Origin of the sequence: Polaromonas potterensis (genome assembly GCF_033446725.1) — a bacterium.
Lineage (GTDB): Bacteria > Pseudomonadota > Gammaproteobacteria > Burkholderiales > Burkholderiaceae_C > Polaromonas.
Window position 1 is genome coordinate 144,642 of the sequence record NZ_JAWQLX010000006.1, and the last position, 13,057, is coordinate 157,698.

The following is a 13,057-nucleotide window of genomic DNA, read 5'->3' on the forward strand; positions in this document are numbered from 1 at the left end:
AAGGGTTCTCCGGAAAAAAATGGAAAGAGATGCCGCAGGCAGCAGCGTCAGCGTTGGTGGCGGATGGCACGCCGGGGGGCGCGCGGCGGCTGCAGATTGCGCAGCAAGGCACGCACTGCACGCGCCAGCGCACTTTGCAGCGAAGCGCCCCAGTCACGGGTGACCGAGGTCACCACCACCGAGCCTGCGCCTTCGGCCGTCAGTTCGACCTCGCAACGCTTGTCGATACCGTCATGGGCCTCGTGCACGTCCGAGACCCGGATCCGTGCACGCGGCGAGAGCCAGCCAAGGTGCCGGGTGGCTTGGCGCACGCGGCGCACAGCCAGGTCGCGCAATTGCTCCAGCCACGGTTCGCGCGATTCAAAGATGATTTGCATGGCGTCACTCCTTCGAGTTGGAAAGGTTCCACCATACATCGGTATGGGTTTCTGAAAAAGCAGACAATGAAGAAACTATCCCTCGGATAAAACTGACAATAAGCAAAAACCTCAGCGACCACCACCTGTTTTACTTCTGGGTGGCTGCCAAGGAAGGCGGCATGACCCGCGCCGCCGACCGACTGGGCATGGCGGTGCAGACTGTCAGCACCCAGGTGCGCGAGCTCGGGCGATCCCTGGGTTACGCACTGATCAAGCGCGACACGCATGGGCCGGCTATCACCTGTGCAGGGTCGCAGCGCTGGCCATGCTGGCACCGCGCCTCAGCCAAATCATGCAGAGACACCGACCGCAGAAACGCCACCATGGTGCTTTCAAGCTCGGCATGCCAGTCACTGGCAACGCGTTGATCGCGGGGGCGACCAAAGCTGGTTAAAGGAACTGTTGCGACGGTGCCGGAATCATCGACCGCGAGCACGATGTCGGCCATAGTGATATCCAGCGCGCTGCGCGCCAGGCTGTAACCGCCACCCGGTCCGCGGACACTGCGCACAAGACCTCGCTGACGCAGCCGCGCAAACAGAAGCTCCAGATACGACAAGGAGATTTTCTGTCTGGCACTGATATGGGCCAACGCAACCGGCCTGCGGTCGGTGCACAGGGCCAGATCCAGCATGGCCGCGACAGCCATACGTCCCCTGGTAATAAGTTTCATGATGTGCTTTCGGCTGTGGTTATGCTCAAAACTTCAAAGGGCGCAAAACGTCGACATCGCCGACATATATCACCATCGAGTAGTTGTCGGAGTAACGCTCGCGCAGCGCGGCGCAAATGGCCTGGGCCGTCGCAACATCACACAGCACTTCCAGCCGGATGTTCGCGTGCGGCCCCCAGGTGGCGTCGCGCTTGCCGCCGCTGCCCTTGCCGCGTGCATCGGTGATGGTGTAGCCGCGTGCGCCAAGGTGTTCGAGATCACGAACGAGGGTGTCCTCGATCGCGGCTTCGGTCACTATCGTCAGGAGTTTGCGGGTGGTCATTTCCATGGTTTCACACTCCCAAAGGGTGGAGGGACTGGGCAAGCCGGTGGTACAGCGGAATGCCCACGATCAGGTTGAACGGAAAGGTGATGCCGAGGGCCGCGCCTATCGACAACGCCGGGTTGGCCTGCGGCACGGCGATCCGCATCGCTGCGGGTGCGGCGATGTAGGAGGCGCTGGCGTACAGCGTGGCCAGCAGTGTGATGCCGCCCACCGACAGGCCGAGCCACCAGCCAGTGAGAAGGCCCAGGCCCGCCGCCGCCAGGGGCATGAAGACAGCAAATGCGATCAGGAAAAGGCCCGCACGGCGCAATTCACCGAAACGCCGGGCGACCACCAGACCCATCTCCAGCAGAAAGAATGCAAGCACACCTTTGAAGAGGTCGAAGAAGAGGCGGTCCAGCGGGGCGATGCCGCCGGCTCCGGCGATCCAGCCAATCACCAAGCCGCCCAGCAGCAAGACGATGCTTTTACCGACAAACACCTCGTGCAGCACGTGCTTCCATGGCGTGTTCTTTTCACCACGCCGCGCGAGGAGTACGCCGATGACCAGCGCAGGAAATTCGAGCAGCACGAGAAAGACCACCATGTAGCCTTCTGTCGTCTCACCCAGCCGTGCGAGGTAGGTCGCACCCACCGCGAAGGTCACCACACTCACAGACCCGTAGTGCGCAGCGATCGATCCTGCATCGGCGCGGGGAAGGCGGCCCATCTGGCGCAGCAACGGATAGGCGATCAGTGGAATCAGGGCGCCCGCCGCGACCACCACCAGCACCGGCAGCGCCAGCTCTGACAGTGGATAACGCGCGAGCTCGACACCGCCTTTAAGGCCGATGGCGAGCAGCAAGAAGATACTCAAGGACTCGTAAAGGACGCCCGGGATCTTCAGATCCGAACGCACGAACCCAGCCAACGCGCCCAGCACGAAGAACAGGATGACCGGTTCAAAGCTGGACATCACGGGCTCCGTACAGGCGCACGCATCAGCGCACCAACAGGACGGATGCCTGGGCCAGATGCACCACCTTGTAAGCCACCGACCCGAGCAACATGGATTCGGTAGCCGTCAGCCCGCGCGAGCCCAGGGCAATACCGCGACTGCCGAGCGCCTCCGCCAGGCGGACAATCTCCGGCGCCTCTTCCCCCATGCGGGACATCAGACGCCAGCTGACGCCCGCCGCGTCAAGGACCTGACGCGCCTGTGCCGTGGCTGCCCAGCCGCGCCGCGCCAGTTCGGTCTCTGCAGCTTCCTTGTTCAGCCAGGACTGGACATGGACCAGATCGACCCCGGCGCCCTGCTCCACCGCAGCCATGCGCGCCACCGCCCCGACTGCGCGCAGGGAGCCCGCTGAGCCGTCCACTGCCACCAGCCAGCGATCGCTGCGCGTAGCGTCACCGGCGCCGCTGCCCTCCCAGGTGACGGCAACAAGCCTTTCCATGTCGTCGCGCTGTTCAATAACAGGCACCGGCATAGGGTCCTGCAATGCGATATCACTCATGATTTGCTCCTCGAAAGATGGCGACTCGAAAACTTCAGACTGAGGACGACAGAGATCAGAATGATCGAACCAACGATCGCCAGGGACCACTGCACGGGCATATGGAACCACGGCATCACCAGCATTTTTCCGCCAATGAAAACCAGCACCAGCGCCAGGCCGTACTTCAGCAGATGAAAGCGTTCAGCCATGTCAGCCAGCAGAAAGTACAGCGCTCGCAAGCCCATGATGGCAAAGATGTTGGAAGTGAAAACGATGAACGGATCGGTGGTCACCGCAAAAATGGCGGGGATGCTGTCAACCGCAAAGACCAGGTCGCTGGCCTCTATCATCATCAGCACCAGAAACATCGGCGTGGCATAACGCAGGCCGTTGATGCGGACAAAGAACTTTTCCCCATGAAAACCCGGCGTGATTCGCATATGACCGCGCAGCCAGCGGAGGAAGGGATTTTTCTCCAGATCGGGCTTCTGGTCAGCCATGACCAGCATTTTGATACCCGTGACGACCAGGAACAGGCCGAACACGTACAAAATCCAGGCGAACTCCGACACCAGCCAGACGCCGGCCATGATCATGCCGGCGCGCATGACAATCGCACCGATCACTCCGTACAGCAGAACGCGGCGCTGCAGTTCGGGCGGCACCGCGAAGTAGGTGAAGATCATGACGAACACAAACATGTTGTCTACCGACAAAGTCTGTTCAATGAGATAACCGGTAAAGAACTCCAGCGCCTTGCGGTTGGCGATCTCACGGCCGGCGGTTCCGTCCAGGTACCACCACAACAGGGCACCAAAGCTGACGGCCAGCAGCATCCAGGCAACGACCCAGCTCCCGGCTTCCTTCACCGAGACACGGTGCGCCTTGTTCCCGCCGAGGACAAAGAGGTCCAGCGCAAGCATGACCAACACAAAGACGATAAAACCGGCCCACATGGGGCCAGTGGCAAAAGATTCGATGTTGGTCATAAGACACGCTGCGGCAGCAGGTCAGGAAAGGGGCGTGGTGGGGAGGTCATGATTGAAAGGTTGAAAGGTTGAAGGGTTGGCTAGCAGGTTCTTTTTGAATACAAGGCAGCGCAAGAAGGGCGTGCGGGCTCAAACCAGCCACACTGCGGCTCCCGCCAGCATGCTGCCCGCACCGCAGGCAGCGATCAGCCGGGCATCGCGCCGGTTGTCGCTCGCCTGCTCACGCCAGGCACAGAACAAGATCAAGGCGCCCAGTGCCACGAAGGGCAGCGCGTAGTCAGACATGTTCGATGGCCTGAGCCGCTGGCTCGCTGCCCAACATCTCGGGGAACAAACCCCAGTGTTTGGCGGCCGCTGCCAGCACCAGGGACTCACCATCGGCAATGAGTCCGTCCGCTTCAATCACCGAGATGCACAGGCGCAAGACTTTGAGGCGCAGCCCGGACTCGTCAATCTCAGCCATCAATCCGGCAAGTGCGCGGTCGTCCACGCGGCACACGTCAGAGCGGCTCAGATGTGCAGGCGTGAGCAAGTCAACGCACAAAGTGTGGATCAGGTCGTGAAACGCGCTCCGGGTCAGCCCGAGCTGCCGGTAGGTGCGCAAGCGATCCAGCACATTGAACTCGGCTCTACAAATGGTGCCGTCGGCCACAGCGGCCAGGGCGACAATGCGCGCGGCCGCTTGCGCGCTGTTAACGGGGAAGGGGCGAATGATTTTCTCTCCTTGAAACGATAAAACTGATCAGTCAAAATTTCACTTATCCAGGGATCCGCGGGATTCAGCAATAACCTGCATGTTGATCTCCTTCGCGTTGGAAGCCTCGACGATAACGTTGCAAGCACTTCTTTAAAAGCAGATAATTCAGATAAAATTCTTCTAAAAAACAGAACCATGAGTAAAAACTTCAGCTACCACCACCTGTATTACTTCTGGGTTGTCGCCAAGGAAGGCGGCATGACCCGCGCCGCCGAGCGCCTGGGCATGGCAGTGCAGACGGTCAGCACCCAGGTCCGCGAGCTCGAACGCTCGCTCGGTTATGCCCTCCTCAAGCCCGAGGGCCGTGGCCTGGCGCTGACAGACGCGGGCAGCGCGGCGCTGCGGCAGGCCGAGCAAATCTTCCAGCTCGGCGAACAACTGCCGGCGCTGGTGCGCGACGCCACCAGCGCGCCGGCGGTCCGGCTGGCGGTTGGCATCTCCGACGGGCTGCCCAAGCTCGCGGTGCGGCGCCTGCTGCAGCCCGTCATGCACGAACCCCGGCTGCGGCTGGTGTGCCACGAAGACGAGTTCGAAGACCTGCTCGGCGACCTGGCACTGCATCGGCTCGACGTGATCCTGGCCGACCGTCCCGCGCCGCCCAATCCCAACGTCAAGCTCTACAGCCACCCCCTCGCCTCGTCGACGCTGGCTTGGTATGCGCCGCCCGCCCTGTACGCAGCGGCGCGAAAGGATTTTCCGCGGTCGCTGGCGAGTGTGCCCGTGTTGCTGCCCACCCCCCACGGCGCCGTGCGTGTACCGATCGACCAGTGGTTTGACCGGCTGGGCATCACGCCCAGGCTGGTCGGCGAATTCGAGGACAGCGCCCTGCTCAAGACCTTTGGCGCGGCAGGCATGGGGGTGTTTCCGGCGGCAGAGCTGATGCAGGAGGAAATGATAGAGCGCTACAAAGTCCGTCGTGTCGGGCCCTGCGAAGGCGTTGAGGAACATTTTTACGCCATCGCAGCGCATAAAAAGCTGTTGCACCCGCTGGTGCAAAAGCTGCTGCCGGCCCAGCGTGCTGGCTAGCTTCCACAGCAGAATCGCTATACTTTCAATAGCTGCCTGCGCCCTATGGCTATGGGCTGTAGGTCTATTTGATGCTCAAATGGCGATCCCCGCCCGGCAGCTTCAGGCCAGCTTGGTGTAAGCCAGAATTTCCGGCGGCGCGGCAAACAAGGGACCAGCGGCAGCAATGGCCGCAGCCACATGCGGCGTACCCATGTGGGCCTGGGCAGCGGCTTCGTCTTTCCATTCCTCCACGGTTTGAAACACATGCGGCGCGGCGGCCTGCTGGTACAGCGCATACGACACACAGCCCGCCTCCTGGCGCGACTGCGCCACCAAGGTGCTGAGCAACTGCCGCGCGCTGTCGGCGGCAGCGGGCTGAACGGTGATGCGGGCAAGAACGTAATGCATACCTGTCTCCTTGGCGAAGGGTGGCTGGGTCGTTGGCGCACCCATGGTACTGCGCAGGCAGGCTGCGTGGCAAACACTGGCAAGCAGGTCCACATATCGCTAAGATAAGCAGACAGTGGGGGGGGTAGCTCAGCTGGGAGAGCGCTGCGTTCGCAATGCAGAGGTCGGGAGTTCGATCCTCCTCCTCTCCACCACTTCTTCGCAAACCGTTTTTCCGGAGGCGCTCAGGCAACAGCGCCCAGCGCCCGACGGTTTTCTCCAGCAGGCCAGGGATTGATTTTGTTCGTGGGCAACTGGTAGTTGCGCGCATCAAACAGATCAACCCCACACGCCAGCGATTCAATCCAGTCGAAAAATTGCCCAATCGCCGCACCCGTCAGCGGCGCGCCGTGTTGCGGCACCAGCATGGTGATGTCGAGTTGCCGCGCCATGTGGGCCCACAGGCGCAGAATCTTGTTGGCCACCATGTAACGTTTGTGAAACCCTTCCATGCGCGCGATGTGGTGTGTCAGGTCTGTCACCGGCACTTGCGCCTGTTGGCCCGAGGTCATTGACACGCCGAGATCACCCGTGAACAGGATGCGGCTGACCGGGTCGTAAAAATGGAAGTTGCCCTCCGAGTGCAGAAAGTGCGCGGGCAGCACCCACAACTCGCTTTTGCCCAGCGGCAAGCGCCCACCGCCGTCGGCCACGGGGATCATGCGCTGGTCGGTTTTTCCGACCTTGGTGAAATGCGGCACAAAACGCTCCCACACGCGCGAGATCACCAGCTTGGCCGATGTGGAGGTCAGCCAGCGGTCCAGCGACGCGATGATGTCGGGGTCGGCATGGGAGGCGATGATGTAAGACAGTTTTTGCGGGCTGAAATGCCGCGACATGCCCAGAAACAACTCGTTGAAAGCCAGGTTACCGCCGGGGTCGATGATGGCGCCTGTGCCGTTGTCGATGATCAAAAACTGATTCGCCTGGACGGCCTGCCCGTCTTCTTCAATCAGGTCTGTGAACATCAGGCAGGCATGGTGGGCATCTCGGTAAAGTTCAATGGGCATGGCGTGGGTGAAGGCTCAAAAAGATGAAGCACCACTCTAGACCCGCCGGCCCTCAACGGCGTTGATACATGTCAACCACGACAAGAATCAACAAGCGAAGTCCTGGCCCGGTGGCCCATGTTGGCCACGCATGAAGGGACAGCCGCCGGGCCGCCAGCGCCTGTTGTCGCTGCCAGCCTTATTGACCCAGCAGGATGTCGGCGATGATGCCGGTCGCAATGGCCACCAGCACATAGTCCGCGCCGGTTTGCACCCAGCGGTAACCGCGTGGCGGTGCGCTCAACCTGTGAGCCCGCCAGTCATCAACCACATACTGATGGCCGCGGTAGCCCGCGAGTAAACGACCGCCTTTGTGGAAATTGTGATCCGGGCCCGCACCGCGCCCCTCGGCGTGTTCCGGGGCGCGGCGTTCTTGGCCCCGCTGTTCGCCACGATGCATGCCGGGCCTGCCCTGATGAGGGCCGGCACGTTGCGCCTCGTTGGGTCGGTTGTCCTGCCTCGGACGCTCGTCACGGCCTTGCGCCGGGGCAAGGCCACTCAGGGCCAGGGTCATAGCAGCAAGAGCCGCTACGCAAGTGTTGTTTTTCATAAATTTCCTCTGCTCATGTTGGCGATTGAGATTTCCTTTTTTATCCCCCGCTGGTTGGCGAGATGTAGGCTAAAGTCATCTTTACCTGCGCTCAAGCACGCGACTGGATAAGTGGCTCTTGCGCAGACGCGGTGTCTTGCAAAACCTCAGATCGGGCCCCACTGTTCCCTTATGACGGCGACCCCTTGGCCAACACCCGGACCTTAGCAACACCCATGCTGCAAACCCTCAAAGACCTGTTCGATACCTTCGCGGCTTCTGCCGGAATGCCGTCGCCGCGCGAGCGCGAACACGCGCTGCAACTGGCCACGGCCGTGCTGCTGGTGGAGGTCATGCGCGCCGACCCGGACATCCGTCCGGCCGAAAGAGATGCGGTGCTTGCCACGTTGCGCACGCGATTCGCACTCGCCGATGACGAACTGGCCCGGCTGGTGGAACTGGCGGAGCAGACCGCCCAAACCGCTTACGACTACCACCGATTCACAGCCAGTCTGAACGAACACTTTACACACGCGCAGAAGATTCAAGTCGTTGAAAACATGTGGCAGGTGGCTTACGCCGACGCCCACCTGGATGCGCATGAGAACCACCTGATCAGCAAGATCGCCGGGCTGTTGCATGTGACACACGGCGAATACATCGCCGCCAAGCTGCGCGCCAAGGAAAGCACGGGCCAGGCCTGAGCGCCTGCGCGTGTCAAGCCAGGGGCGTGGGGTCCGGCCCCATGATCTCCAGTATCTGCCGCTTGAGCCAGTCGATGCCGGTGTCGGCGCTGGCCCTGGCGTCCCAGCACACCAGCACCTTGTAGCCCGGCAGCACAAACGGCAGCGGCTGCGCATGCAACTTGCCGGCATGGGCCTGCGCCACACGTGCACCTATCACCGCACCGTGGTTGCTGTGTTCCAGCAGGTTCACGATCTGGCCTATGCTGCTCACGGCGATCTGGGGCAGGCGCTGGCGGCCGCTTTTGGCCAGGGTTTCGTCGATCACGTCTTCCAGCGTCGATGTGCCGTAGCCCAGAAAAACCTGCGGCGTCGCGCAAAAACTGTCGAGTGTGAGCGGCTGGCCGCTGTGTGGATGATCGTGGCGCGTGACGTAGACATAGTGGTCTTCATACAGCGCCACGTGCTCGATGTCGCGCGGTGTGTGGATACGCGCCACCACAGCCAGGTCCAGTTCCCCCTTGCGCAAGCGGTCGGCCAGCGGCCAGGTGCCGGGCGGCTCCCAGACCAGGCGGATGGCCGAACCGCAAGCGGCAAGCCGCTGGCTCAAGGCCAGCAGGATCAGCTGGCTGGCGTGGTCTGAGCCGGCGATGCGGAAGATTCTGGACGAGGTCGCAGGATCAAAAGGCAGGTCGGCCTCCAGCAGCGTCGCCACATCGGCCAGCACTTTTTCCACCTGCGCCGCCAGCGCCAGTGCCCGCCCGGTGGGCACCACGCCATGCGCGGTGCGGGTAAACAGCGGGTCGGCAAAGGTTTCGCGCAAGCGGTTCAATGACGCACTCACGGCGGGCTGGCTCAGAAACAGGCGGGCTGCGGCGCGCGAGACACTGCGCTCGCGCATCAGCGCATCAAAGGTGCGCAACATGCCCAGCTCCAGGCCGCGGATATCACGCGGGTTCATATCTCATATCCAAACATTCGAATTGCCTTGAACACCGCAGGTATTGCATCATCGTTTGCGTTAAAACAAAAATCAGGAGACAAGATCATGGGGCAGAACCGAAGAACTTTCGTCGCCGGCCTGGCGGCCCTGGCCGGCGCGCCGCTGCTGGCGCAAACGCCGCCCTTCCCCAGCCGGGTCATCCGCATTGTGCCTTTTGGCACGGCGGGTGGCCCCATCGACACGCTGGCGCGGGTCTATGCCGACAAGCTGCAGCAGCGCTGGGGCCAGGCTGTGATCATCGACGCCAAGCCCGGGGCCAGCGGCATCATCGCGGCTGACTTTGTGGCCAAAGCGCCGCCCGACGGCCACACGGTGATGTTCACCCTGCCGCTGTCGCATGTGAACAGTGCCATCCTGATGCCCAAGCTGCCTTATGACCCGGTGAAGGATTTCACCCCGCTGTCGATGCTGGCCACCGGCGGCCCCATGCTGGTGGCGCGCAGCAACGCGCCTTACAACAACCTCAAGGAGTTTGTCGAATTTGCGAAGAAGCAAAAGGTCTTGAACTACGGCACCTGGGGCAACGGCTCGGCCGCCCACCTGTTCGGCGAACTGCTCAAACGCCAGAGCGGTGCCAACCTGACCCATGTCGCCTACAAGTCCGAAGCCGCCGCGCACAACGACTTGTTTGGCGAAGCCCTGGACTTTGCCTGGTCCAACCCGTCCACCGCGCGCGCCCAGGTGCAAGGCGGCAAGATGAAGGTGCTGGGCATTGCCGGTACGCGTCGTGTGTCCACACTGCCGAATGTGCCCACCTTCGCCGAGCAAGGCTTCCAGGGCTTCGACGTCGACAGCTGGATAGGTGTGTACGCCCCCGCGAAATTGCCGACCACCATCCAGGACGCCTGGGTCACGGCGCTGCGGGATATCACGGCCATGCCCGATGTACAAGCGCGCCTGACCGGTTACGGTTTCGAGCCCCTGGGCAACACGCCGGCGCAGTTCATGGAAGTGTTCAAGGCCGACTTTCCGCGCGTGAGCGAGCTGATCAAGTCGGCCGGCGTCACCTTGCAATAAACAGAAAGCATCCGTCAGCATGACCGACATCGCCTCCACAGTACCAGCACGTGTGATCCCCATCGCCGTGGACACCGGCACGGCCTACGGCCGCCCGCCACCCACCCACAAAAAGGAGCTGACCGAGGTCGGCCCCGGCACGCCCATGGGCGAGTTGCTGCGCCGCTACTGGCACCCGGTGGGCCTCACGGCCGATGCCAGCGACACACCGCGCCAGGTGCGCGTACTCGGTGAAGACCTGATCCTGTTTCGCGACAAGACCGGCCGGCCTGGCCTGGTGCATCCAAACTGCGCCCACCGCGGCGCCTCGCTGTATTACGGCAAGGTGGAAGAAGCCGGCATCCGCTGCTGTTACCACGGCTGGCTGTTTGATGTGGAGGGCCACTGCGTCGAGCAACCTTGCGAGCCTGAGGGCGGACGCGCCAAGGGCAAGGTGCGCCAGCCCTGGTACCCGGTGCAGGAGCTGTATGGCCTGGTCTGGACCTACATGGGTCCACCCGAGAAAAAACCGGTGCTGCCGCGTTACGAATGCCTGGAGACCCTGGACGAGGGCGAGTTTCTCGAAAGCAATAACAACAGCATAGGCGGCGGCGGCCCGCCAGTCATTCCCTGCAACTGGCTGCAACATTACGAGAACCTGGTCGATCCTTTTCATGTTGTCATCCTGCATTCCTCGTTCAGCGGCACCCAGTTCGTCGAACAGATGGCGGTGATGCCCGAGGTGACGTGGGACCTGGCCGAACAAAGTGTGCGCACCGTCTCTCTGCGCAAGCTGCCGGACGGCAAGACCTTGCGTCGCATCAGCGAGGCCGGCCTGCCGACGCTGCGGGTGATCCCCAGCCCGCGCATAGGCCGTTACGGCCGGGTCGAGTCGCTGGGCTGGATTCTGCCTATCGATGACCACAGCTTTCGCATCTATGTGGTTGGGCGTGTCCGCGAGGCCGGCGAGCTGGCCAAGATGCGCTCGCGCCTGGGCGGCAAGCTCTGGGAAGATCTGACCGAAGAAGAACACCAGCAGTTCCCCGGCGACTACGAAGCCATGACCAGCCAGGGCCCCATCGCCCGGCATTCGGAAGAACACCTGGCCACCAGCGACCGCGGCATCGTGATGTTGCGCCGCCTGTTGCAAAAACAACTGGAGGCCATCAAAGATGGCCAGGACCCGGCCGGTGTGAACTTCGATCCCGAGGCGCCGCCTGTGTTTTTCTCCGCCGGCAACTTTCTGGAAGACTGATGACGCCCGATTTCGAGGTCAGGCTGGCCCGCTCGGGCCGGGTTATCACCGTGGGCAAGGAGCAGTCGGTGCTGGATGCGCTCCGCGAGGGCGGCGTGGCCCTCGCCACCTCGTGTGAACAAGGCGTCTGCGGCACCTGCCTGACCCGTGTGCTGGAAGGTGAGCCCGAGCACTGGGACATGTTTCTCACGACCGAGGAACAGGACGCCAACGACCAGTTTTTGCCATGTTGCTCGCGCTCCAAAAGCGCCCTGCTGGTGCTGGACCTGTGAAGCGGCTCTGAGCTTCGCCGCCCCGCCCCCGTTTGTCGCGGTTTATTTGGGGCGCGGCCGCGTCAAACCCTTGTCGGGCTGCGACAAGGTGCCGGCCCGCAAGGCCTGCACCGCATGGGCCACCGCGCTGGCCACGTTGCGCACCTCGCCCTGCATGGCCTTGTCGGCATCCAGCGCTTCGTGGCTGGTGGCATAAGGTTCGTAATAACCCACGTAACGGTCCAGCCGCGCCTGGCTGCCTGCATCGATCAGGCCCATCCAGTCGAGCCAGTCTGACAAACCGCGCCGCACGCCCTCGATGCCGGCCACGTCGCCATGCACCACCAGGCCGTAGACACGCCCGGCCAGGTGTTTGGGGTAGTCCCAGCCTTTCATTTCCAGCGCCTTGGCCTCGGCCGGCCGTTTGCCATGGGTGCTGGTCGGGTCGGGGTTGCCGCCATCGGCACACACCAGGCGGTCTATCATCAATTTGAGCGGGCTGGGCGACTGGTACCAGTACACCGGTGTCATGAGGATGACGGCGTGCGCGGCGGTCCAGCGTTCATAGATGTCGGCCATCCAGTCGCTGGTCTGGCCTAAGGCATGGTTGGGGTAACAACTGCAGGGCCAGTGGCACAGCGGCATGGCGGTGGACACACAGCCCTTGCACGGGTGAATGTTCAGGTGGTAGCTGGACGTCAGCAGGCTCAAGTCGAGCACATCGGTCTCACACTTGGCCTTCTTCAAAACCTTTTCAGCCCACTGGACCATGCGGAATGTTTTGGAGATTTCGCCGGGACAGGTGCCGTCGTTGCGTGCCGAGCCGCAGATCACCAGCACCCGGGATTGGGAGGCCGGGTCTTTCCAGGCGGCCTGGGCTTTTTTGATGCGGCTTTTGGTTTCCAGCCACTCCGCCGACAGCTCGTAATCGGGGTCGGCATAACCCCGGCCGGCCTTGCGCGTGAGGGGCGCCTTGCGGCCTTCCTGGTAAGCCTCCCAGGCGATGTGTTCGACCCGCGAAATCGCGCTATCTTCGGCCCGGAAGGCCGGGTCCATGAAGGACTGCATGAAACGTTCATGAAACACTTGGCGCGACAAAACGGCGGGCGCCTGGCCTTTGCGGATGTCAGTCATTCGGTCAGTTTAGGCAAGTTGCAGCGCGCCAACCTCGGTCGTGGATGTCGTCCTACGCGAT

Annotated in this window: 17 protein-coding genes, 1 tRNA gene and 2 pseudogenes; 7 read left to right on the forward strand and 13 right to left on the reverse strand. The window is 62.4% G+C overall.

What is annotated here, in order from left to right:
* Window positions 1–47: 47 nt before the first annotated feature.
* On the reverse strand, window positions 48–377 hold the full coding sequence (locus R6254_RS12820) for an HPF/RaiA family ribosome-associated protein (RefSeq protein ID WP_318407312.1): 330 nt from the start codon (window positions 375–377) through the stop codon (window positions 48–50).
* Window positions 378–475: 98 nt separating this feature from the next.
* Here R6254_RS12820 and R6254_RS21965 point away from each other — a divergent pair.
* Window positions 476–670: pseudogene (locus R6254_RS21965) on the forward strand (helix-turn-helix domain-containing protein); the annotation flags it as partial.
* Here R6254_RS21965 and R6254_RS12830 read toward each other — a convergent pair.
* The 7 genes from R6254_RS12830 to R6254_RS12860 all read right to left on the reverse strand — a co-directional run bounded on the left by R6254_RS12830 (window position 619) and on the right by R6254_RS12860 (window position 4,536).
* Window positions 619–1,092, reverse strand: a complete 474-nt coding sequence (locus R6254_RS12830; protein WP_318407314.1) for an Rrf2 family transcriptional regulator — start codon at window positions 1,090–1,092, stop codon at window positions 619–621. The pseudogene R6254_RS21965 and the gene R6254_RS12830 sit on opposite strands and share 52 nt — an antisense overlap.
* Before the next feature lie 25 nt (window positions 1,093–1,117).
* Complete coding sequence (locus R6254_RS12835; RefSeq protein WP_318407316.1) at window positions 1,118–1,420, reverse strand: P-II family nitrogen regulator; 303 nt, start codon at window positions 1,418–1,420, stop codon at window positions 1,118–1,120.
* A gap of 4 nt (window positions 1,421–1,424) precedes the next feature.
* Window positions 1,425–2,372, reverse strand: a complete 948-nt coding sequence (locus R6254_RS12840) for a sodium-dependent bicarbonate transport family permease (protein WP_318407317.1) — start codon at window positions 2,370–2,372, stop codon at window positions 1,425–1,427.
* Window positions 2,373–2,397: 25 nt separating this feature from the next.
* Window positions 2,398–2,913 (reverse strand): universal stress protein, encoded by a 516-nt coding sequence (locus tag R6254_RS12845; RefSeq protein WP_318407319.1) that lies wholly within the window; start codon window positions 2,911–2,913, stop codon window positions 2,398–2,400.
* Window positions 2,910–3,884, reverse strand: a complete 975-nt coding sequence (locus R6254_RS12850) for a TerC family protein (protein WP_318407321.1) — start codon at window positions 3,882–3,884, stop codon at window positions 2,910–2,912. The genes R6254_RS12845 and R6254_RS12850 overlap by 4 nt, the downstream gene beginning before the upstream one ends.
* A 129-nt stretch (window positions 3,885–4,013) precedes the next feature.
* Window positions 4,014–4,169: a hypothetical protein gene (locus tag R6254_RS12855; protein ID WP_318407323.1), complete on the reverse strand. Its 156-nt coding sequence runs from the start codon at window positions 4,167–4,169 to the stop codon at window positions 4,014–4,016.
* Entirely contained in the window at window positions 4,162–4,536 is a 375-nt protein-coding gene (locus tag R6254_RS12860; protein ID WP_318407325.1) for a TerB family tellurite resistance protein, read from the reverse strand. Before R6254_RS12860 ends, R6254_RS12855 begins: the two co-directional genes overlap by 8 nt.
* A 240-nt stretch (window positions 4,537–4,776) precedes the next feature.
* Between R6254_RS12860 and R6254_RS12865 the strand changes: the two genes are divergently transcribed.
* Window positions 4,777–5,667, forward strand: a complete 891-nt coding sequence (locus tag R6254_RS12865) for a LysR family transcriptional regulator (RefSeq protein WP_318407327.1) — start codon at window positions 4,777–4,779, stop codon at window positions 5,665–5,667.
* Window positions 5,668–5,769: 102 nt separating this feature from the next.
* Here the strand turns inward: R6254_RS12865 and R6254_RS12870 are convergent, their stop codons facing one another.
* The gene (locus tag R6254_RS12870; protein WP_318407328.1) at window positions 5,770–6,057 is read right to left on the reverse strand and encodes a putative quinol monooxygenase; all 288 of its coding nucleotides are present in this window, start codon (window positions 6,055–6,057) and stop codon (window positions 5,770–5,772) included.
* Between the two features lie 118 nt (window positions 6,058–6,175).
* On the opposite strand from R6254_RS12870, the gene R6254_RS12875 reads away from it, so the two are divergent.
* Window positions 6,176–6,251 (forward strand) — tRNA-Ala (locus R6254_RS12875).
* 30 nt (window positions 6,252–6,281) lie between these two features.
* On the opposite strand, the gene R6254_RS12880 is transcribed toward R6254_RS12875, so the two are convergent.
* Both R6254_RS12880 and R6254_RS12885 read right to left on the reverse strand, forming a co-directional pair.
* On the reverse strand, window positions 6,282–7,106 hold the full coding sequence (locus R6254_RS12880; protein WP_318407330.1) for an oxygen-binding di-iron domain-containing protein: 825 nt from the start codon (window positions 7,104–7,106) through the stop codon (window positions 6,282–6,284).
* Window positions 7,107–7,284: 178 nt separating this feature from the next.
* Complete coding sequence (locus R6254_RS12885; protein ID WP_318407331.1) at window positions 7,285–7,695, reverse strand: RcnB family protein; 411 nt, start codon at window positions 7,693–7,695, stop codon at window positions 7,285–7,287.
* 215 nt (window positions 7,696–7,910) lie between these two features.
* On the opposite strand from R6254_RS12885, the gene R6254_RS12890 reads away from it, so the two are divergent.
* On the forward strand, window positions 7,911–8,378 hold the full coding sequence (locus tag R6254_RS12890) for a tellurite resistance TerB family protein (RefSeq protein ID WP_318407333.1): 468 nt from the start codon (window positions 7,911–7,913) through the stop codon (window positions 8,376–8,378).
* A 13-nt stretch (window positions 8,379–8,391) separates the two neighbouring features.
* Here R6254_RS12890 and R6254_RS12895 read toward each other — a convergent pair whose 3' ends face one another.
* Window positions 8,392–9,318 (reverse strand): LysR family transcriptional regulator, encoded by a 927-nt coding sequence (locus R6254_RS12895; RefSeq protein ID WP_318407334.1) that lies wholly within the window; start codon window positions 9,316–9,318, stop codon window positions 8,392–8,394.
* 87 nt (window positions 9,319–9,405) lie between these two features.
* Between R6254_RS12895 and R6254_RS12900 the strand changes: the two genes are divergently transcribed.
* The 3 genes and pseudogenes from R6254_RS12900 to R6254_RS12910 form a co-directional block, all read left to right on the forward strand.
* Window positions 9,406–10,377, forward strand: coding sequence for a Bug family tripartite tricarboxylate transporter substrate binding protein (locus R6254_RS12900; RefSeq protein ID WP_318407336.1), 972 nt, complete (start codon window positions 9,406–9,408; stop codon window positions 10,375–10,377).
* A 19-nt stretch (window positions 10,378–10,396) separates the two neighbouring features.
* Entirely contained in the window at window positions 10,397–11,611 is a 1,215-nt protein-coding gene (locus tag R6254_RS12905) for an aromatic ring-hydroxylating dioxygenase subunit alpha (protein ID WP_318407338.1), read from the forward strand.
* A gap of 11 nt (window positions 11,612–11,622) precedes the next feature.
* A pseudogene (locus R6254_RS12910) lies at window positions 11,623–11,883 on the forward strand (2Fe-2S iron-sulfur cluster-binding protein); the annotation flags it as partial.
* Between the two features lie 42 nt (window positions 11,884–11,925).
* Here R6254_RS12910 and R6254_RS12915 read toward each other — a convergent pair.
* Complete coding sequence (locus tag R6254_RS12915) at window positions 11,926–12,996, reverse strand: flavodoxin family protein (protein WP_318407340.1); 1,071 nt, start codon at window positions 12,994–12,996, stop codon at window positions 11,926–11,928.
* Window positions 12,997–13,057: the final 61 nt, after the last annotated feature.

Excerpts from the sequence above, each read along its gene's own strand:
- R6254_RS12850 (WP_318407321.1), bottom strand. The coding sequence starts at position 3,884 with ATGACCAACATCGAATCTTTTGCCACTGGCCCCATGTGGGCCGGTTTT.
- R6254_RS12880 (WP_318407330.1), bottom strand. The coding sequence starts at position 7,106 with ATGCCCATTGAACTTTACCGAGATGCCCACCATGCCTGCCTGATGTTC.
- R6254_RS12820 (WP_318407312.1), bottom strand. The coding sequence starts at position 377 with ATGCAAATCATCTTTGAATCGCGCGAACCGTGGCTGGAGCAATTGCGC.
- R6254_RS12895 (WP_318407334.1), bottom strand. The coding sequence starts at position 9,318 with ATGAACCCGCGTGATATCCGCGGCCTGGAGCTGGGCATGTTGCGCACC.
- R6254_RS12845 (WP_318407319.1), bottom strand. The coding sequence starts at position 2,913 with ATGAGTGATATCGCATTGCAGGACCCTATGCCGGTGCCTGTTATTGAA.
- R6254_RS12830 (WP_318407314.1), bottom strand. The coding sequence starts at position 1,092 with ATGAAACTTATTACCAGGGGACGTATGGCTGTCGCGGCCATGCTGGAT.
- R6254_RS12905 (WP_318407338.1), top strand. The coding sequence starts at position 10,397 with ATGACCGACATCGCCTCCACAGTACCAGCACGTGTGATCCCCATCGCC.
- R6254_RS12865 (WP_318407327.1), top strand. The coding sequence starts at position 4,777 with ATGAGTAAAAACTTCAGCTACCACCACCTGTATTACTTCTGGGTTGTC.
- R6254_RS12885 (WP_318407331.1), bottom strand. The coding sequence starts at position 7,695 with ATGAAAAACAACACTTGCGTAGCGGCTCTTGCTGCTATGACCCTGGCC.
- R6254_RS12890 (WP_318407333.1), top strand. The coding sequence starts at position 7,911 with ATGCTGCAAACCCTCAAAGACCTGTTCGATACCTTCGCGGCTTCTGCC.
- R6254_RS12870 (WP_318407328.1), bottom strand. The coding sequence starts at position 6,057 with ATGCATTACGTTCTTGCCCGCATCACCGTTCAGCCCGCTGCCGCCGAC.
- R6254_RS12900 (WP_318407336.1), top strand. The coding sequence starts at position 9,406 with ATGGGGCAGAACCGAAGAACTTTCGTCGCCGGCCTGGCGGCCCTGGCC.
- R6254_RS12915 (WP_318407340.1), bottom strand. The coding sequence starts at position 12,996 with ATGACTGACATCCGCAAAGGCCAGGCGCCCGCCGTTTTGTCGCGCCAA.
- R6254_RS12835 (WP_318407316.1), bottom strand. The coding sequence starts at position 1,420 with ATGGAAATGACCACCCGCAAACTCCTGACGATAGTGACCGAAGCCGCG.
- R6254_RS12855 (WP_318407323.1), bottom strand. The coding sequence starts at position 4,169 with ATGTCTGACTACGCGCTGCCCTTCGTGGCACTGGGCGCCTTGATCTTG.
- R6254_RS12840 (WP_318407317.1), bottom strand. The coding sequence starts at position 2,372 with ATGTCCAGCTTTGAACCGGTCATCCTGTTCTTCGTGCTGGGCGCGTTG.